The 19,994-nt window shown below is 36.2% G+C and carries 20 protein-coding genes; 9 read left to right on the forward strand and 11 right to left on the reverse strand.

The features are described 5' to 3' along the window. Window positions 1–146 precede the first annotated feature (146 nt). From ACMZ42_RS09945 to ACMZ42_RS09975, 7 genes are all read left to right on the forward strand, one after another. Complete coding sequence (locus ACMZ42_RS09945; RefSeq protein ID WP_370080929.1) at window positions 147–734, forward strand: RNA polymerase sigma factor; 588 nt, start codon at window positions 147–149, stop codon at window positions 732–734. Then, window positions 694–1,452, forward strand: a complete 759-nt coding sequence (locus tag ACMZ42_RS09950; protein ID WP_415731346.1) for a hypothetical protein — start codon at window positions 694–696, stop codon at window positions 1,450–1,452. Before ACMZ42_RS09945 ends, ACMZ42_RS09950 begins: the two co-directional genes overlap by 41 nt. Then, a complete protein-coding gene (locus ACMZ42_RS09955) occupies window positions 1,446–2,327 on the forward strand; it encodes an ABC transporter ATP-binding protein (protein WP_415731347.1) in 882 nt (293 codons plus the stop codon). The genes ACMZ42_RS09950 and ACMZ42_RS09955 overlap by 7 nt, the downstream gene beginning before the upstream one ends. After that, window positions 2,324–3,559 carry an ABC transporter permease subunit gene (locus ACMZ42_RS09960; protein ID WP_415731348.1) on the forward strand — a complete coding sequence of 412 codons (1,236 nt, stop codon included), beginning with the start codon at window positions 2,324–2,326 and terminating at the stop codon, window positions 3,557–3,559. The genes ACMZ42_RS09955 and ACMZ42_RS09960 overlap by 4 nt, the downstream gene beginning before the upstream one ends. A gap of 1 nt (window position 3,560) precedes the next feature. Next, on the forward strand, window positions 3,561–4,691 hold the full coding sequence (locus tag ACMZ42_RS09965; protein WP_415731349.1) for an ABC transporter permease: 1,131 nt from the start codon (window positions 3,561–3,563) through the stop codon (window positions 4,689–4,691). A 145-nt stretch (window positions 4,692–4,836) separates the two neighbouring features. Further along, a complete protein-coding gene (locus ACMZ42_RS09970) occupies window positions 4,837–5,334 on the forward strand; it encodes an RNA polymerase sigma factor (protein ID WP_415731350.1) in 498 nt (165 codons plus the stop codon). Continuing rightward, window positions 5,321–6,253 carry a hypothetical protein gene (locus ACMZ42_RS09975; protein ID WP_415731351.1) on the forward strand — a complete coding sequence of 311 codons (933 nt, stop codon included), beginning with the start codon at window positions 5,321–5,323 and terminating at the stop codon, window positions 6,251–6,253. The genes ACMZ42_RS09970 and ACMZ42_RS09975 overlap by 14 nt, the downstream gene beginning before the upstream one ends. A 287-nt stretch (window positions 6,254–6,540) precedes the next feature. Here ACMZ42_RS09975 and ACMZ42_RS09980 read toward each other — a convergent pair whose 3' ends face one another. Next, window positions 6,541–7,329, reverse strand: coding sequence for an HAD family hydrolase (locus ACMZ42_RS09980; RefSeq protein ID WP_370080943.1), 789 nt, complete (start codon window positions 7,327–7,329; stop codon window positions 6,541–6,543). A 212-nt stretch (window positions 7,330–7,541) separates the two neighbouring features. On the opposite strand from ACMZ42_RS09980, the gene ACMZ42_RS09985 reads away from it, so the two are divergent. Next, complete coding sequence (locus tag ACMZ42_RS09985; RefSeq protein ID WP_415731352.1) at window positions 7,542–7,736, forward strand: hypothetical protein; 195 nt, start codon at window positions 7,542–7,544, stop codon at window positions 7,734–7,736. A 37-nt stretch (window positions 7,737–7,773) separates the two neighbouring features. Here ACMZ42_RS09985 and ACMZ42_RS09990 read toward each other — a convergent pair whose 3' ends face one another. The 4 genes from ACMZ42_RS09990 to ACMZ42_RS10005 form a co-directional block, all read right to left on the reverse strand. Next, the gene (locus ACMZ42_RS09990) at window positions 7,774–8,022 is read right to left on the reverse strand and encodes a DUF3006 domain-containing protein (protein WP_370080945.1); all 249 of its coding nucleotides are present in this window, start codon (window positions 8,020–8,022) and stop codon (window positions 7,774–7,776) included. Continuing rightward, window positions 8,009–9,208: an MBL fold metallo-hydrolase gene (locus tag ACMZ42_RS09995; protein WP_415731353.1), complete on the reverse strand. Its 1,200-nt coding sequence runs from the start codon at window positions 9,206–9,208 to the stop codon at window positions 8,009–8,011. Before ACMZ42_RS09995 ends, ACMZ42_RS09990 begins: the two co-directional genes overlap by 14 nt. Window positions 9,209–9,447: 239 nt before the next feature. Continuing rightward, window positions 9,448–10,794 (reverse strand): GntP family permease, encoded by a 1,347-nt coding sequence (locus ACMZ42_RS10000; RefSeq protein WP_415731354.1) that lies wholly within the window; start codon window positions 10,792–10,794, stop codon window positions 9,448–9,450. Then, window positions 10,795–11,934 (reverse strand): glycerate kinase, encoded by a 1,140-nt coding sequence (locus ACMZ42_RS10005; protein ID WP_415731355.1) that lies wholly within the window; start codon window positions 11,932–11,934, stop codon window positions 10,795–10,797. 143 nt (window positions 11,935–12,077) lie between these two features. Here ACMZ42_RS10005 and ACMZ42_RS10010 point away from each other — a divergent pair, with 143 nt between their 5' ends. Then, a complete protein-coding gene (locus ACMZ42_RS10010) occupies window positions 12,078–13,157 on the forward strand; it encodes a CdaR family transcriptional regulator (RefSeq protein ID WP_415731366.1) in 1,080 nt (359 codons plus the stop codon). Between the two features lie 143 nt (window positions 13,158–13,300). On the opposite strand, the gene ACMZ42_RS10015 is transcribed toward ACMZ42_RS10010, so the two are convergent. The 6 genes from ACMZ42_RS10015 to ACMZ42_RS10040 form a co-directional block, all read right to left on the reverse strand. Next, the gene (locus tag ACMZ42_RS10015; protein WP_402870915.1) at window positions 13,301–14,806 is read right to left on the reverse strand and encodes a coproporphyrinogen III oxidase; all 1,506 of its coding nucleotides are present in this window, start codon (window positions 14,804–14,806) and stop codon (window positions 13,301–13,303) included. Window positions 14,807–14,956: 150 nt separating this feature from the next. Beyond that, window positions 14,957–15,997, reverse strand: a complete 1,041-nt coding sequence (locus ACMZ42_RS10020) for an LCP family protein (protein WP_370080954.1) — start codon at window positions 15,995–15,997, stop codon at window positions 14,957–14,959. Window positions 15,998–16,158: 161 nt separating this feature from the next. Then, on the reverse strand, window positions 16,159–17,079 hold the full coding sequence (locus tag ACMZ42_RS10025) for a stalk domain-containing protein (protein ID WP_415731356.1): 921 nt from the start codon (window positions 17,077–17,079) through the stop codon (window positions 16,159–16,161). 302 nt (window positions 17,080–17,381) lie between these two features. Next, window positions 17,382–18,044: a ribonuclease H family protein gene (locus ACMZ42_RS10030; protein ID WP_370080958.1), complete on the reverse strand. Its 663-nt coding sequence runs from the start codon at window positions 18,042–18,044 to the stop codon at window positions 17,382–17,384. 341 nt (window positions 18,045–18,385) lie between these two features. Next, window positions 18,386–18,730 carry a YlbF family regulator gene (locus ACMZ42_RS10035; protein WP_370080960.1) on the reverse strand — a complete coding sequence of 115 codons (345 nt, stop codon included), beginning with the start codon at window positions 18,728–18,730 and terminating at the stop codon, window positions 18,386–18,388. A gap of 17 nt (window positions 18,731–18,747) precedes the next feature. Continuing rightward, complete coding sequence (locus tag ACMZ42_RS10040) at window positions 18,748–19,890, reverse strand: DUF445 domain-containing protein (protein WP_415731357.1); 1,143 nt, start codon at window positions 19,888–19,890, stop codon at window positions 18,748–18,750. Window positions 19,891–19,994 lie beyond the last annotated feature (104 nt).

Consider the following 19,994-nt stretch of genomic DNA (forward strand, 5'->3'; position numbering starts at 1 on the left):
AATTTAATATATTGTATTAAATGACCTGAGTTCAACAGCTCAGGTCATTTTTTATTCACCTCGCAAAAAAATTTTATAAAAATCAAAACTATTTAAAAGAACTTTACGAATATATAAATGAGGCGATGAAAGTGATGTGATAATGGATGGATTTTGAAAGCCGATGGATAAGGCGTGTGCAGCAATCAGCTCATGAAGAGAGTGCTAATTTACTTGTTAAAAAATATTATAAAGAAATTTTCTCATTTGTTTATAAGCAAGTTTTGGACGAACAATTAGCTTTAGATTTGACACAGGAAATTTTCATACGCATGCTGCAGGCTATTACTAACTTTAATAAGAAGAAAGCCGCTTTTCGCACATGGCTTTATCGTATAGCTTCCAATCATTGCATCGATTATTTTCGCTCGAAATCGTATCAAGCTGGCCAGCTAACAAACTATGTAGAGGATCTTGAACTTATCGATGCAGTAGATATAGTAAATTACCTTATTAAAAAGGAAGATTTAGAGGAAGTAAATCTTTTACTTTATAAGTATGAAGTACAGACCCAGCAAATTCTTCGTTACAAACTGTTTTTAGAGCTGACTTTTCAAGAGATTGCAGGGCTTTTGAATTTGTCAGAATCGACGGTCAAGACAAGATATTATGCAGTGTTAAAAAAACTTAGAGAGGAAATGGAGGCTAACTTAAATGGAAAACAAAAAATGGACAATTCCGTATCCAACAGATGAAGAGATTGAACAGCAAGTTGCTTCTATTATCAAGCAAGGGCTACCAGTAAAACAAACCTTCATACATTTATTGCTTGACTTAAAGCGTCAAATTGGCTGGAAATATGTTTTCCTTAGCTATGGTGAGGCATTGTTTAGCGGACTTATAACGTTAATGATCTTCGGCTATATATGGCTAATAGCTGATGACATAGCAACGGAGTCTTTTATGTTGAATGGTATGTTCTTTATGCTCTCACCACTTTTTTTCCTAAGCTTAACAGCATATGCATATTATCAAAAACGGTCGAATAATACGTTTGAATTAGAAATGACGATGAAGTATACAGTCTTTCAGTTACTCGTATGCCGCATGCTTTTCTTTAGTGGAATAGCTATTTTAGTTAATATGTCATTTATCTTAATCTTATCATTTAAGGTGGAGATTGATATATTCCGACTGTTACTTCTATCTTTAACAGGGTTATTTCTATTCTCAACAGGCTTACTATTATCACTTTACAATGGACAGGTCTTCAATCGAAGCTTGGTATTTATCATAGCTTGGATATTAGGAAATACACTTTTACTTTTAACAGTAGGTCAACAGTATGCACGAATTTTAGACAACTTACCGATTGCAGTGTACAGTGTCTTACTTATTGGAGTACTAGCACTATACCTTTATTCATTTAAACGTTTAATGACAAAAAATCAGGAGGGAGTTTTTGAATGTTAGTCGTACAAGATGTAGGAAAAAAGTACGGGGGTTTTACAGCATTGCATAATATAAATTTACAGTTTGACAATGGTATATACGGTTTACTCGCTCCAAATGGTGCTGGTAAGACAACTCTTATCAAAATGCTTGTAACATTGATTAGTCCAACAACTGGCGACATTTTTTATCAAGGACAACCTATTCAAATGCTTGGTCAATCATATCGTGAGCATGTTGGCTATTTACCTCAGCATTTTGGTTATTACAAACATTCTACACCAAAGCAATATTTAAGTTATTTGGCAGCATTAAAAGGGATGGACAAGCAAACCGTAGCCAGTCGAATTGATGAAGTACTCGATATGGTAGCACTTAGTGATGTGAAGAATAAAAAAATGCGAAAATTTTCAGGTGGGATGATTCAACGGGTTGGCATTGCACAGGCACTTTTAAGTGATCCCAAAATAATAGTGCTTGATGAACCAACAGCAGGGCTTGACCCAAAGGAACGTGCTCGCTTTAGACATTTGTTGTCAGAGCTTGCGCGTAACCGAATTATTATCATTTCGACCCATATTGTATCAGACATCGAATCTATTGCGAATGAAATTATCATGATAAAAAACAACGTCATTTCTTATAAAGATTCTGTTGCTAATATTTGCGCAACACTCTCAGGAAAAGTGTTTGAAACAACAATGACGTATGAGGACTTTACCGAATTCCGTAAAAGTTATGTGACACTGGCAGAAAAACAAGAGCAAGGAAAGATGATTGTACGCTTTGTCGCTGATGAAAAAGCAGAATCATTCTGGAAGTCAGTTGAACCACAGCTCGAGGATGTATTTCTAGTGGAATATGCACATGAAAATACAAGTGGTGGTAACACATGAATATTACTTGGCTTGAAATGAAAAAAGCATTATTTTCACCAACCATTTTAATACTACTCGTGTTGTTTTCTATTTTTAATATTTTCACGATTATTAGTAATTCCTATGTAAGAGACGAATTAAAAATAGCAAATGACATTATTAAAAAGTACGGTGAAACCTTTAATGATGAAATCTTGAGTAAAATGCAGAAAGACTTGAATGCAGATGTTAAAAAACGTAATCCACAGTTTCAAGATGCCAATGTTTTTATCAATTCCATGAATGATGAAAAATATCAAAATTCTACTTTAGCTGAGCAACATGAAATTGATCGAATACATTTGATGCAATTATATATTAATCTTGGAAAGAGTTTAGATGAACGTTACGCTAAGCTTAATATCGAGACACTAAAGGAAGGAACAATTGCTGATTTCGGCTTAACAAACTGGGCGGCTGGCTTTGTATCGAGGGAATTCGATAAATTAAATAATCGCTTCACAGAAATGAAGGAAACTAAAGAATATAATAAGTGGTTTTTTGCAAGTGACTATCGAATGCATAGTGAATTATTTAAAAATCTTATAAAGAAAATCGCTATGGAAGGTGTAATACTAGTCGTACTTCTCACAGCTCTTATTACAAATTTTGAATTTGAACATCGAACACAGCTTGTAACATACACAACGAAAAAAGGACGTCTATTGATGCGGCATAAACTAATAGCAAGCCTTTTAACGACTCTCCTTACCTTATTGCCGCTGTTCGGAATATCATTAATAACCTTTTTCATGGTATATGATTATTCTGGCGTTTGGACAGCACCTATTACCAGTGGCTTGAACTGGGAATATACGTGGCCACATATAACATGGTGGCCAATTGAGCTCTGGAAGTATTTATTATTAACAATTACTATACTTGTTATCACTTTACTTATTATCTCGCTCCTTACATTTTGCATAAGTACATTTTTAAGAAATAGTTATCTCTCTTGGATACTCTGTATATTAATTCTTGTGAGTATGTTTGTTGTACCTATGTTCTTCAGTGGTATGCCTACGTTATTACTACTTATGCATTTTAATTTAACACTACTTTTACTCAATCCCCATATGTATTTTTCAGGTGTGTCCAATTTGATGATGTTTGAATATCACGAGGTTTGGACTTTAGTTTTATGGTGTCTCATTAGTTTACTTTGTGTAACATACGTACTCAGACGATTTAATAGAAAGGATATTGTGTAATATGCAGCTATTTTGGATGGAAATGAGGAAAATATTTTCGTGGAAGATTGTAGCGTTAATTGTATTTGTGAATGTACTTCTCTATTGGCTAGTGTTTGAGTTTAATATAACCTACTTTCCCAATGGTCGTCCTGCGGGAGATACATTTGCGATTGAGCAGCAACTGATTCCAAAGTATGGGGCAGAAATAGACGAAAAAGAATATAAAGAAATAGTAGCCATGTACGAGCAGGAGAAAAAGAAGGCAGATACATTTTTAGAACATGATCCGAAAGCTGTGGCGTTAGGTATTACAACATATGAAGCATTTAGTGATCCGGAGAATGAACAGCAGTCAGAGTATTTTTATGCTATTACTTTTCACAGCGAAGAGGATTTTCCATGGGTACTGCAAGCATGGGAACATTTAATTGAAAGTTACCAACACCATGAAATATCACTTCAAGCAGAAATGGAACGCACATCCGGGGCACATCAGCAGCGCTTTAAGCAGTTATTGAATGACAGAAAGCATACGATATACTCTAACATTGTATTAGACAATTTCCAGAGAATTGCACAAAGTTTATCTATTATTATCTTATTCAGCATCTCTATTCTGCTATCTCCTATTTATCTTAGGGACAAGGTAACATCTATTATTCCATTGCAATATACATCGAAAAAAGGACGAAGATTATTTTGGATAAAATGGCTTGCAGGGTTCGTCAGTGCAGTGTTTATAACAATTGTATTAATGATTATTTATTTAACTATGTATGCAACAAATAATACTTCTTCCCATTTCGATTTACCATTGTCTTCAATTTGCTGGGACTATTACTGGTACGATATGACGTTTTTCCAATATATAATTTTATCAATCGTGGCAATCTTTATAACAGCTGTATTCTTAGGTATATTATCAATGGCAATTTCAACATTTGCTCGAAATACAATTGCATTGATTGGCATTCAGATTATTGTTATGTTCGGCATGATTGCTGGTGTCACGAATTATATGATTTCAGACATCATTTCGATTTGGCATCCAAAGTGGTTAACACCGATAGGATACATTTTCCTCATCGGTCTTACAATAATACTTACATTTTATGCTTGGCGACGTGAATCACGTAAAGATATTGTATAAACCTTGCTACTTTGCTACTGCTGAATTTTAATGCAAAATAAAAATAGCGTACTTTGCCATTTACGGCAAGTACGTTTTTTTATTTTTTGGTAAAATGATACTTTTCAGAAAGTCACTCGTCTTTAAGATAAAGGAGGTGCACATTTTGACGATTGAAGAGCTGTTTTACTTACATAATCAAACTATTTTTAAATACCTGTATTACTTACTCAATGATGAGAAATTAGCGGAAGATTTCACACAAGAGACATTTGCCCGCTATTTAAAATATCAGCAGACAATCAAAGAAGATGCAGAGCTCGCTTGGCTTAGGAGTACTGCACGTAATCTAGCTTACGATCATTACCGCCGGAAAAGACTTATTCAATTTGTACCGTTTTTAAACGTCCATGAAGAACTTGAGCCAACCTCACCACACCAATGGCTCATCCAGCAAGAAGATGCAAAGTCACTTTATCTTGCAATTAGTAGACTTAAGCTCACCTATCGAGATGTCATTATTTTACGTAAAATCGAGGGTTTATCCATTCAGGAAACTTGTGATGTTCTAGGCTGGAATGAAGGAAAAGTAAAAAACACATTAAAACGTGCACTTGTCGCATTGAAAAAGCAGCTTGGAGGTGAATTTGATGAAGAACAATGAGGAATCCTGGCAACATTTACGCGATCTCAAATTAACTAAGCAGCAGCAGGAAAAAATACTGCACAATATTACTACACCTACTACAATAGAAAAACGACCAATTAAAAAGTCTTGGAAAATGCCTGCAGTGTCCTTGCTATTTATCACAGTTCTTTCTATTTTAATGTTGTCCTTTATCCAAGGACCGGCTAACTCTCCACTGACAACAGATACAAACAAAACAATTGCAAAAGTCTATGTACACAGTAATGAAAACAAAGGAACTTTTATTGCAAAAGCTTCATGCCTTTATGTACCTCAGGAATGCTATACAAATAAGCAACTTTTAAGTCAACTACAAGGACAAATGGAACATGCACCTTCAGTTGCAGTAACAGCTCAACAGTGGGAAGCTAATGGTTACTTTACACCTCAAGATGTGTTGATTGTCTATTCTGATGGAACTCAAGAGAAATGGAAGGTGCTTAATAATGATACTTTCTTTAATGTCGTAACAAAACAAGCAATTCAATTCGACAATGTATTTGATTCATTTGAATACTACTATGATGATCAACGTTCAATCAAGATTATTTTTGGAAATATCTTTGTCTTGCTTATGCATTTCACGCTATGGCTTGCCAAAAAAAGAATGCCTCATATTAAACGGCGTTTTGTTGCGGCTACAGTCGAACATGCCATCGCCAATGCTATTATGCTAGTTTTGTTTGCAGGTATTTTATTTGCCATCTATTTACTAATGCATTCCATACACACTACGATTATATATGGCTTATTTACGCTCTACTCTATTATGCAAATTTATTATCGTAAAAAAGCAGGTGAACCCCGAGGATACCTAGTAGCAAGTGCCGTTGTTCAACTATGTATTGCATTAGCTTTTTCATTGCTATATCTTGCATATTATATACACTACTAGCTGTTCAATAAGTTATTGGACAGCTTTTTTCACAAAAAAAGTATCCCAGAACATTTCTGAGATACCACCTCCGAATCAGGCCAACGCTAGCCCTCACTTCAACGCTATACAAATATTTTTCGCTTCCGTGAAGAATTCTAAGCTATGGTGACCGCCCTCACGCCCTATGCCAGAGAGTGGCGACTTCTGCGGGATGAGCTTGCGCTAAAAGCCCCATTGGACCGTAGTAACTTTTGTCCGACAAGTAAAAAATGTACTGATCCTTTGATGAATCAGTACATTTTTGCTTATAGCTTATTTACAAGTTCTAATAATGCAGTTAAAGAATCAACCTCATATGTTGGAGTGACAACGCCATTCGGTACATTATTTTCACGATTTATCCAAACGTTGCGCATACCAACACGGGATGAGCCTAAAATATCAGTATTTAAGTTATCTCCAACCATGATTGCATCATCTGCAGTAATACCTGCTTTCTCCATTACATGTTCGAAAATAGAGGCATCTGGTTTCCCTTTACCAAAGTCTCCAGAGATGATAATATGGTCAAAATATGGCGCGATTTCTGGTGTTATTTCTAGCTTTAAATTTTGTAAACTTGGTGCTCCATTTGTCAGTAATACGAGTTGATACTTTCCTTTCAGCTTATCTAGCACATCAAAAGTATCTTCATATAAGAATGGTGATACTTTTCGCTCTGCGACAAAGCGCTCCCCTAGCTCCGCCCCTAGTTGTGCATCATCAATGCCAAGAGCTGCTAAACCTTTTGTCCATGCTTCTGTACGATAGCCTGGTACGATATTTTTCATTTTTTGGAAAGAATCTGTTGGATCATCAAATGTTCCCCAAAGTCCTTCGAATGGGTTAATGCCGATTAACACCGTATAATCATATGTTTCATAGCCTTCGTAAAGTACACGTGCTTCTTTACGCACAGATTCCTCTAGCTCAGCTGGATTTACATTATGTATAGTTGCTGCATATTCACACGTTTTCTCAAATGCTGTTTTGACGGATTTTTTATCCCATAATAGCGTATCGTCTAAATCAAAAATAATTGTGTTAATTGACATTGTGTCAGCTCCTAGCTTCCTATTAGTATAATTATTTTAGCATATATTCAAAATATTTAGCATAGCGTTTTAGGCTTTTCTCATCCCATAACGTACGGTTGATTTCCATTGCGGCTGGGCACTTTGTTGCTGTCGCTTCGCTTTCGCACAGATAAAACATTTGCCGCTGACGCTTCGCTTTCGCGCAGAGCAGAGCTTCTTGGGGGCGTCCGATGAGCCGCTTGGGCCAACACGATGTTGGTCACGAAGGCGTTATCACAGGACGTGATGCATTTAGCCTTCGTTCCCCTATGTGCTCGCTCCAGGGTCTCATCTGTGACGCTGATCCCCAAGGAGTCGCCCAGCCTCCACTCCAATCAACATATTACATGGTATCCATTTTAACAAATGCCATCCGCCACTTTTAGTGATTAGCCTAATCCTAGCCTATTCTTCATTCTATAACTATTGATTTTTCTTACGTAATCTATCCATTAAGCTTTGTATTTCTGCCCTTTTCTGCTCAGTTTCTTCTTTTAAAATTTCAATTTGATAGATGCCATCAATTTCTTCAATTAGCACGCGATCACCAACCTGTACTGGTTTATTCATGGCAGACTGTAAAATGATTAACTGTTCCTCTTCCTCTGGGTACTTCAAAAAAACTGCATATCCATCTTCAATACGGTCTAAGGTGTATTTAGTCGAGTTCACTAACGATATCCCCTTTCGCATTACGTAATTGCGCAGCATCCCCATCATTCAGCCAAATCTGTTTCTTTGTCCATTTTAAATAGTTTTGACCTTCTCGTGCATTTGAGCCACTTGTGACATACATCGTTTTCCCTGGCTGTAATGTCACATTTGGGAAGTTAAAAACTTGATACCCTTCAATCGATATAAGCTGCCAATCTTTTAAGGACACTGCTTCTTTACCATTATTTTTAATGCCTACAACTTCTTCTATTAAGTCCTTACTAACAATCTCAACACTTGTACTAGTTGTTGCTGGTGCTGAGGCACTTGTTTGTGGTGTTGAGACACTTGGTGGAGACCATTCCTTCGAATTCACGTCATAGTCTACCCCATCTGTTGATACGATAACAGTTCCCGCTTCTGCAGTAGAGTAAATTTCACTGCCAATTGCTTGTAATCGCTCAACTACTTCAGCATGAGGATGACCGTACTTATTGCCCTCTCCATAGCTTAAAATTGTCACTTCAGGATGTACTTTCTGAATGAACTCCGCAGAGCTACTCGTGTTAGAGCCATGATGACCTGCCTTTAAGATCGTTGCTTTCACATCGTCCTGCATCATCTCTTTTTCTAACGCTACTCCCGCGTCGGCTGTTAATAAAAATGATACATTACCATAAGCAAGTTTTAAGACAATGGAAGCATCATTATTATCTGTTGCATTTTCATTGGCGTTTAACACCTTCACATTAATATCATCATCAAACGCTATACTATCACCTGTTTTTGGAACATTATAAGGAATATTCTTCGTATCAATAAGTGTCAGCATTTCTTCAAAGGTTTGAGATGTATGTACCTTCCCTGAATCATAAAATTGTCCGATATCTATCGAATTTAACACAGGAATTAAACCACCAATATGGTCTGCATCAGGATGGGTAGCGACCACTATATCGAGCTTGTTCACGCCAAGCTCCTTCAAATAAGAAACAACCTTTTGACCAGCACCTTTAACGCCCCCATCAACAAGCATTGTCTTGCCGTTTGGTGATTCAATAAAAATCGAATCTCCTTGTCCTACATCAATAAAATGTACACGCATTTCATGTCCTGCAGTGACGGATACTTTCTCCGTATTTAATGTCTCCGTACAGCCTGCTAATAAAAAAATACAAAGGAGCACTACTATTAATTTTTTCATTTACTAACTTCCTTTCTATTTTTCTATTATACAAAAAAGAGAGCTACCCATGGGCTGCTCTCTATGTCTAATCAATTATGCCTCGGCACAATTGCGTTCAGATTCGGTTTTGTACTTGCACATTGAGATACCCGCTGAAAATTAATTTAAAATCTGATTCATCTCACCACCTAAAGAGATGGGAGATTTCTATATCTGTCGCTTTTGCTTTCGTTCCATAAAATAATTGCTGAAAGAAGTTAAACTAAAATCCACCATAAGATCATTGTTACGACAATAGTGACTAGCCCTTGTAGTAAGGTTGCAACTGTTTGCGCTTTGTATGCTTGTGTCACTTCCATTCCGCTATACTGTGTAATCACCCAGAAGAAACTATCATTGACATGGCTAACTGTCATTGCCCCAGCACCTATCGCCATGACTACTAATGCTAACGGTATCGCGCCTCCAATTCCAAGTGTGGCTAGCATTGGTGCTACAAGTGTAGATGTAATAACAAGTGCTGTCGTTGAAGACCCCTGAGCTGTTTTCAATGCTGCTGCTACGATAAATGGCACAATGAGGAATAGGCTTCCTGAAGCAAACATGCCTAAATCCATTTCTTGCAGCATTTCCCCAACACCAGCATTTTTTATTACTGTACCAAATGAACCACCTGCTCCAGTAATTAATAAAATAGGAGCTGCTTCTTTTAAACTTTCACCAATCCAACCAGTTAACGTATTTTCACTAATTTCTGGTAATAACAAAAATGCTGCTAAGACACCTAAAAATAAAGCAACTGTTGGAGATCCTAGAAATCTGAAAATCACATTTAATGTCGATTCTGGATCACCAACTAATGCAGCAATCGAACCAATACCAATTAATACGATAGGTAGTACAATAGGTAAAAATGCTTTAAACGTTGATGGCATTTTACCAAAAGATTTTATGACTTCCTCATAATCTAATGCTTCTACTTCATCTTCTGGTACGCGAATTTTTGTCGCTACTTTCACCGACCATAAATACCCTACAAATGTTGCTGGAATCGCTACTATCAACCCGATAACAATAACTGTTCCTAAATAATCTGATGCACCGATATTTCCAGCTGCAGCAATTGGCCCTGGTGTTGGCGGTACTAATACATGTGTAGCGAAAAGCCCTGTCGCTAAAGCTACAGCCATCGAAGCAATTGTTACATTAGCACGCTTAGCTAAAGATTTCTGTAAGCTCGATAAAATAATAAAGCCTGAATCACAAAAGACTGGGATAGAGACGATATAACCGATTAATGACATTGCTAATTGAGGACGCTTTGGACCAACAACTCGTAATACCACTTCTGCCATTCGATAAGCGGCCCCTGATTTTTCTAATATTAAACCAATTATTGTACCTGCTATAATAACTAAACCGATGCTTGTCATTAACCCACCAAAGCCGGTGTTAATGCTTTCAACCACTGTTAATAAAGGCATACCCGAAACAATTCCAACAAAGAATGCGCTTATTAATAATGCCAAAAATGGATGAAGCTTTAACTTTGCTGTTCCAAATACAACAAACAATACCCCTATTAAAATAATGATGAACAACATTTACTCATCCCCCATTTGTACGTAATACTCAAATATCCTTTTTGTTTTTAGACGAATAAATTCATAAGGCTTTTGCATTGCCTGCTGAACACTAATCTTCTCATCTACTAATGACTCAACAACATTAAAGTAGTTTAGTAGCGCAGGTTTATCAATTTCATCAATAGCCCCTGACAACAAAATAGCCTGTGCATTTGCTAATTTTGCTACCTTCGCTACCCCTAAAGGCGCCTTTCCATGCAATGTTTGACAATCCGATTTGCCTTCACCTGTAATAACAAAACCAGCACCTTCTAAATGTTCTTTTAGCTGCACTGCATCAATTACAATATCAATACCCGCATGAAAACTACCGTTTAAAAAGGCTACTAATGCACCTCCCATTCCCCCTGCCGCACCCGCCCCTTTGAAGTCATGTAGTCGAATGCTAAACTGTTTTTCAATAATATCTGCAAACCGCTTTAGGCAGCTATCAAAATAAGCTATGTGATGCTCCTTCACACCTTTTTGAGGTCCAAAAATAGCTGTTGCCCCACGATCTCCAATTAGTGGATTGTCTACATCACATGCAATAATAAATTGCGTTTCATTCAATCGAGCATCTAGCTGACTAGCATCAATTAAAGCTAAATCTAATAGTGATGACACTCCCTCGGAAATTAAAGTGCCGTCTTCTTTTTTAAATTGGAGTCCAAGTGCCTTTAACATACCTACACCAGCATCATTTGTAGCACTGCCGCCAATTCCGATAATAAACTTCCTAAATCCTGCATCAAGAGCAGCCTTTATAAGCTGTCCCGTTCCATATGTTGATGCAAGTTCAGGATTTTTTTCGTTGTCCTGTAACAGCATAATACCGGATGCTTGAGCCATTTCAATTACACATGTTTCATTATCACCAAGTACACCATATCTTGCTTCAATCTCTCTCCCCAATGGGTCAAGTACATATTGTGAAATATATCGACCATCCGTTGAGGCGATAAGTGATACTAGTGTACCTTCTCCACCGTCTGCAACGGGGAGAATAATTGTTTCAATCGATTGATCAACGTCCATGATTCCTGCCTGCATTGCATTAGCCACCTCGATGGCCGATAAAGTGCCCTTATAGGAATCTGGACTAATAACGACTTTCATTTTATACCTCCATAGTTCTTTCTGTAACACAATTAAGTTAAGCGCTTACATTTATTATAATGACAATAAATTCAGAAAACATTATAATGAATGTATAAATTAACTGTAATATAACAGATGTTTTTTATGCGAGGTGTATAAACATATTAACGAAAAAATTAGCAGAAGATATCGTACATCAAACAATGTTACGATTACGTCGCAACATTAATGTCATTAGTCCAACCGGTGTCATTTTAGCTTCTGGCGATAAAATGAGAGTTGAGAATATTCATGAAGGCGCACTCTATGTTGCCAAAAACAAGGAGGCGCTTATTATTAATGAGGACAATATAGACCAGTATCCAAACACTAGGCCTGGCATTAATATGCCTATCATGTATCAGGATGATGTCATTGGTGTTATTGGGATTACAGGGGATTCTGAGGACATACTAGAAATCGCCAACCTTGTCCAATTAACGACCGAAATCATGGCACATCAAGCCATTATCGAATCAAAAAGTGAATGGCATAGAAAAAATAATGACTACATATTTGAAGCACTAGTTCATGGTAGCAAGCTAGATGCGGCATTACAGGAACGGATCCATAAGCTGCCATTTCCACTAGTAGCACCTTTTCAAATCCTACTAGTAAGCTTAGATGAACCCTTATATACAGAGAATAGCATCCCTTTCTTTCTAGAAGATCTATTTTATAAGCAGCCTATACTTTCAGGTTATAGTCAACTACATGAATACTATATTCTGTTAACAAGTTGTGAGGACAATACACAGCAGCAAATAATGAAGGCATTGCGGAAAAAGCAACAAAAACTTCATTCCTTACAAATTGGAGTTGGTCCAACCGTCCAACATTTATCTCAGTTACCTCATAGCTATCATGGTGCTAAAACGGCACTAAAGTTTGCCTTGATTAATAAAGAAATCACTTATTTTGAAGATATAGAGTTATTCTCTCTTTTTAAAAATCAAGATTCGGAGGCGATTCGAGCATTCCATCATCGTGTTCTCAAAAGCATGAATGCAAAGCAACTTGAAACATTACAAGCTTTTTTTAATTGTAATTTACAGCTTAAGCTCTGCTCCCAACAGTTAAATATTCATCGCCATACGCTCACCTATAGACTAAATAAAATTAGAGAGCTAACAGGCTACGATCCTCAATATTTTGAAGATGCTGTTATATTAAAAATGGCGTGTGATTTAAGAAAATTATAACTAGATTTTATCGGAATGTTTTTTAATTTTATCAGAACATTTTGTGGTTTTATCGGAATCTTTTACTGGTTTATCGGAACATTATCGCGATTTATCGGAATAAAAGAGGCAATCTGAACACCACGTCAGATTGCCATCATTTTTTATGCCTTATATAATTCGTCTAAAAACTCTATTTTTTTACCAATTGCCTCTTCAAATGTCATGATGTAGGCAGCAGGATCTTTTGGATTGTGGAACTGCGTAATCTTCCCTGTTTCAGGATGTACAAATTTAGAGGATGCTCCACAGCCAATCCCTAATATTGTCTGTACTTCTTCCATTATGACAATATTATAGATACTTTCTTCACCAGCTTTACTGTAGCCGACATTTTCTAAATTACCTAAAATGTTTTTTTGACGATATAAATAGTATGGTACATAATCATTTTCCTTCGTCCATACTTGTGCCATATGCATCATTTGTGCAACAGTATCACGGTCTGCTACCTTGTACTTATCCTTATTACGTGTCATTTCCGATGCACGTTTAAATGATAATGTGTGAACTGTTAGCGATTCTGGCTGCATTTTTGCAGATTCATCTAATGAATGCTGGAACTCTTCAATTCCTTCATTCGGTAAACCAATAATTAAATCCATATTAATGTTATTCATGCCTGATTCACGTGCTAACCAAAACTTATCAATTGTTTCCTGTACCGTATGATGACGACCAATTGCTTTAAGTGTTTCATCTGTATACGATTGTGGATTAACACTTATACGGTCAATGCCCCATTTTTTTAACACGTCTAGTTTTTCAGGTGTAATCGTATCAGGTCTGCCCGCTTCGACAGTTACTTCACGGATTGTTTCAGAATGCGGGAAGGACTCATGCATCGTTTGATACAATGCATCCATTTCATGGGCCTCAATAGATGTCGGTGTACCACCACCCCAATAAATGGACGTGATTTTCATATTATTTTCCTTCAGCCATTTCCCCATTTCACGTAATTCAATATGCAGCCCATCTAAAAATGTAGCAACACGCCCTTGTTTTCGATTGCTGCCAATCGCATAGGCTGGGAACGTGCAATAGGCACATTTAGTCGGGCAGAAAGGAATGCCTATATAAATGCTTATTTCTTTACCGATTTCATCTATATCAGGAATCGTCACTAACTGACGAGCCACTATTTCTTTTAGTAGCGCTACCTTTTCTTCTGACAGACGGAAATCACGAATAAGAATATCTGCAATTTCTTCCTCACTCTTCCCAGCTTTTCGGAATTTATGGTAAAGCTTAGTTGGACGCACACCCGTTAAAATTCCCCATTGCTGATGCATTCCAGTATGTTGCTCTAATACATCTAAAAATACGTGAGACAAAGCACGCTTCATACGAATATTTAGCTCACGTCCTTCAGCCTCAGTTTCATATTGAATACGGTAATCATTCGTATAACGCTTACTTTCTACTTCTAGAACGGCTTTTGTAGATATTGAGAAATCAACCCCAACGTTATATTCGAATGACACTGTCATATCTGTTCCTTCAGACTCTACTCTTAACTTAGAATCCTCAAAAAATAAATTCGCAATATGATTTAATACGCGAATCCAATCTTCAGGATATTTTTGATCTATGTGAATAATTTTCATTTTCTTCGCTCTTTTCTCTCAAAATTACAGTACCAATAGTTTAACAAATTTTTATAACGTTAAGCAAAGCCAGAAATAATAACAGAACATTCTGTCTAACGATACAAAAAATCCATTTTGAAAAAATTAATCAAAATGGATTCTTATCTTTTAATTATCTATAGCCGCATTTGTTTTGAATTTTTCTTCTTTTAGTTTAAGAATTTTTCTTAATTCCATACTTACTTTCTCCAAGCCTTCCATATCGGGTATAAAATAAGAAACTTTACCGATATACTGATCTTCTCCTTTTATTTCTAACGTTTTCGTAGTTATGTTTTTGGAATTCAAATATTGCTTTTGGAGTGCGTAAATTTCATTAGTGTTTAAATCTGTTTCTACGTTTTTTCCTAAAATATCTGCTATTTGACCAATTTTGAATATTGTATTCGTCGATTTTGCTTGATTAATCGTTTCAGTCAAAAATTGTCTTTGTCTCTCTTCGCGTGAGTATGAAGCATTAACAGGTCTATATCTCATTCTTACAAATGCAAGTGCCTCTTCCCCATTTAAATGTGCCTCTCCTTTATGAAATTCTATCCTTTGTTTTCTATCGTAAATATTATCTTCCCAGAAATCCTCTTTTACATCTATTGTAACTCCACCTAAAGCATCGACAATATCTCTAAAGCCATCAAAGTTTACTGCAATAAAGTTATCTATCGGTATATTAAGGAATTTTTCAACTGTCTCTAATTGCAGTTTAATTGCCCCATAGCCTGTAATTGATCCGTAATTATAAGCGGCATTGATTTTATGTATACCTGTATATTCCCCAGCATTCTCTATTTTAACTCTTGCATCCCGAGGTACTGTAATTAAGTTTATTTCAGATTTATCCGGATCCAAAGTAATGACCATTTGAGTATCCGCTCGACCATCCTTCTCCTTACTAGAATAATTTTCAACACCTAATAATAGAATTGAGATTGGATCTTTCGTAAAGGAAACATCCTCTTCCCTAAGTTCTGATTTATTTCCTGCTCTATTTAAATCAACCTTTGAACTATCATAGGCATTTTTAAATTTAACAAACGCATAAGCTCCGTAACTAGTGACGGTTAATAGTGAAATTACAATTACTAGGAAGGTTATTTTTATAACTTTATTTTTAGGTTTCGCTTTTTTAGAGCTTCTTGTTTTTCTTTCCAAATTAAATCCTCTCTTCTATTTGAATTCCTGAAGTAAAGTCATTCTCTCCGTTAATTAAGACGCTGTTTGTCCTTTCAAGTTTCCTATAATGAATATTTTTGGAAATCAAATTCTAAAAATCCCCATAAAGGTAAATCTACCTTTATGGGGATTTTTTAAAATTATTTTAAGTATTCCTCTACAAATTCAACTGGTACATATGTTTTATTACCGCCTAACAAAGCAGGGGCTGCATTAAGTGAGCGTAATGCTTTGTTATAACCAAACATTTTTTCTCCACGAGTAATTGTGTAAGATAAATTGCCTTTAGATACAATTGCACCTTTACCTGTTGACTCCACTGTATAACCAAGCTTTTCGGCAATCAAACGCAACGGAACCATCTTTGTTCCATCAACTTCATAATAATCTGTCGCGATTATTTCTGCTATTTCTGCATCTATAGTATTTTCTGTTGTATTTCCTGATTCGTCATCAAGAACAATTACTTTAGAAGGGGTTGTTTGAGCGGGGATACTTTTTGTTGAAGCTGTATAAAAAACTACTAAGTTCTTCTCTACTAAATCTTTAGCTGCAACTTTCTCTCCCTTCGTATTTAAAAGCTCCGTGTTTTCACCAATGCTTAATTTTAACATGTCATAAGTATTTGTTAGGTTTTCAAAGAAGTAATCAACTTCAACAAATCCAGCTTCTTTAGTTTCAACAATGACAACTTCGGGATTGAATTGTGGTGGATAAATTAATTTTTGTGGCTTGTTCGCAAATGTATAAGCTACTATTTTATCCCCTTCTTTAAGATCCACTTTTTTACCTGTATTATCGAAAACAAGTGTATCTTTTGTTATCTCTAAAATATTTGTGTGATTGCCATCTTTTACTGTGAAATATGTAATTTTTTCACTAGAATTGACTTTTTCAACTGTTCCATAAGTAGTATTAAAAATGTGAACAGGATCAATTTGAATTTGTGGTAGTTGTTGTTCCGTCTTTGTCGGATTATCTTTTGCCGAAGCGACTGGCATTACTACACTTCCAAATAATAATGCTGTCATTGCTACAGGTGCGAATTTTTTCATGTTCATAAAATCTCTCCTTATTATTAGGTTCATAGTAGTAGTAGTTTTAGAATGGTAAAAGTTTCATTAAAATCAGGAAAATTTGTGACAAAAACCATTTACCGGTAAATATCTATTATAATTAGCAATAACGAATGCAACGTAGGGGCAGCAACAGTTGTTTTTTGTGCGAAGCGGTAAGATCCTTGATCATGAATTTTCACATAAGAAAAGTGCGAGAAATCAATGTTTCGAAAATTGATTTCTCGCACTTTTTAAAGTTTTGACTAGTTTTGTCCTAGCCACTTTTCTTTTGGAGTATCTAATACCTACTCCTTTACCATTTCCCTTAATCCTGTAATATCGATACCGTTTAATGCTTGAGTTGCAAGACGATCGGCTTCAGAATTTTCTTTACGTGATATAAGCTTGTACTCTGGCTGGATACTGAGCTTCTCTAGCTTTGCATCAATTTTATCTGCCCAGCTAGATAAATTCTTTTCAAGTGCTGGCCATTCTCCGCTTAATTGATTGATAACAACTTGGGAATCACCTGTGAAGCAAACGGGCAAATGGTGAACATTCAATAGCTCAAGCTCGACTAATCCCAAATATAGCGCTGCGTATTCTGCCTCATTGTTGGATTTAAGCTCTGACGAAAAAGAATTTTGTCGCAATCGATATGGCTTGCCATTTTGCTCATAATAAACCACACAGCCTAGTCCTGATTGATTTGTTGCACGATCAAAGCCCCCATCAAAATAGACTGTAATATTGTGTGGCTCAGTGTCAATTTCCTTTAAATATGCCTTGAGTTCCTTTAAAGACCAGTTTGTATCCTGTCGATCGACACAATGCAGTGATTTTACTCTCCCTGTTCGCTCCATGTCCTCCGCAAGTAGTAATGCTTGGGCTGCTGGCATTTCTTCTGAACGTAAAACAGTTTCCGCACCTTTTTTCGCTTTATAGGTCCATTCAATGATTACATGCATAATAAAACCTCCAATAGATATTGAGCCATAAATTGAAAACGTGCTCCGGCTTGCGGAAACACGTTTTTCTTCTTACTTGTTATATGTGCAACTATTAGTATTTTTATGCCTAAGAAAGCTTTTTGATCAGATCGACGATAGCATCTGTTTTTTCAGAACTCTCGTTTGCGACGTTAGAACTTGTTGTTTTGCTGCTTGGACGTTGAACATCGCCGCTAAATCATGCTTTTTCGCCGCTTGGATGCTGATCTTCGCCGCTAAATGATGCTTTTCCGCCGCTTTGATGCTGATCTTCGCCGCTAAATCATGCTTTTCCTCCGCTTTGATGCTGATCTTCGCTGTTAAAATTCTTCATACAATGCTTGAATAGGTTTTATTAAAATGCGGTTTACCTCTTCAATGATCTTACTTAGCTTCATTTCTGCCTCAAGCATTGCAGAAATTTTTGCATTTTGCTGTGCAAGCTGTGCTGCTTTTTGCGCGTATACAAGTTCATCTTCCAAAATATCTTCGCCAGTTAACTGCTTTTTCTGTAGGTCAATTTGAACCTTACGGAAATTTTTGAATAAATTTACTGCCTCTTCATCTTCCTTAACAGCTGTCACTGCTTCTTTTAACACTTCAAATTCAGGTGTTTTACGTAAAGCTGCCTCTAACGCATTAATTTCATTGTAAATATTAATCATAAACATAATTCTCCTTTTTAAATAAAGTAAACAATTAACCCTTGCACAATCCCAATCAATCCACCAAGAACTGCACCAAGTACTGTAATCATTTTAAACTCACGCTTTGAAATACCTAGTACAAGTTCCTCTAATTTCTCTACAGGGAAAGAATCCACCTGCTCACGTACTACTTCTTGTAAATTTAAGCGTTTCAACACATCTTCTAATTTCTCTTCAGCTTTTACAAAAGCTTTTTCAATGGCTTGTGGAATCACAGTTTCCTTCATCCATGAATTACCTTCTGGCCAGTAATGCGAAATCGGATAATTCAAGCGCTCTTCAACTGCTAATTGTTCTTTTACGTAAGTTTGCAACTTCGATAATATTTGTTCAAAATGAATATCCTGTAAGAAATCCATTGCTGGGCGATCTTTTAATTTCTCTAATTCCTGAGTAAAAATTTTCGTTAATAATGCTGATGTTCCTGGTTTCTGTAAAAATTTTATAAGCTCACGCTGAACCTTTGACATGAGCGACGAAGAATCACCTAAAAACATATTAATCATTCCACCAAGTGATCCTTTTGACGATAAGAAGTCATCAATCATCGCCTTAATTGTCAGTTCGCCTTCAGGTGATAAAAAATAATCCTCACCTTTTTCTAAAATATGATCAACCGCTACTGGAATCTTTGCATCAATTGTATTTTGAATATCTGCTGATAATAGTGTACGAATTGATTTCGTTGATAGTGTATTCTTAACTGATTCAAATTGTCCCTCAACAATTGCTTCTACCTTCTGTTCAATTGTTGCTGGCATATTGGAAAATCCAGCTAATGATAGCCAATCCTGAATTGTTTTATCATTTGTAAAAATCGTTTCTTCTACCTTTGCTTGTACAAACTGTTCTACCTTGTCCTGAATATCCTTTGAGAAAAACTTCTTTCTAAAAGTTTCAGGTGTTAATAAATAATTCACAACCGTTAGCCCAAGTTGCTTTGCTAATTCGTCACGTCGTTTCGGAATAAGACCTGGTGTAAAAGGCACTCGCCAATTTTTAATATATATGGCATTATGTGGTCGGAAAAGCATTTTAATAGCTAGGTGATTCGTTATACCACCGATTGCAGCACCGATAACTGCCATAAATATTAATGTCACTATAAAATTATCCATTAGTATCCTCTCATTTCAATTGTATTCACTATTGGCGTAATTTGTCGCCTAATGCACTAATTATAGCAGAGCAATGATTTTCTACGAAAGAAATACCCTCTATT

The sequence above is a fragment of the Lysinibacillus sp. NPDC056185 genome (genome assembly GCF_047737915.1).
Taxonomy (GTDB): Bacteria; Bacillota; Bacilli; order Bacillales_A; family Planococcaceae; genus Lysinibacillus.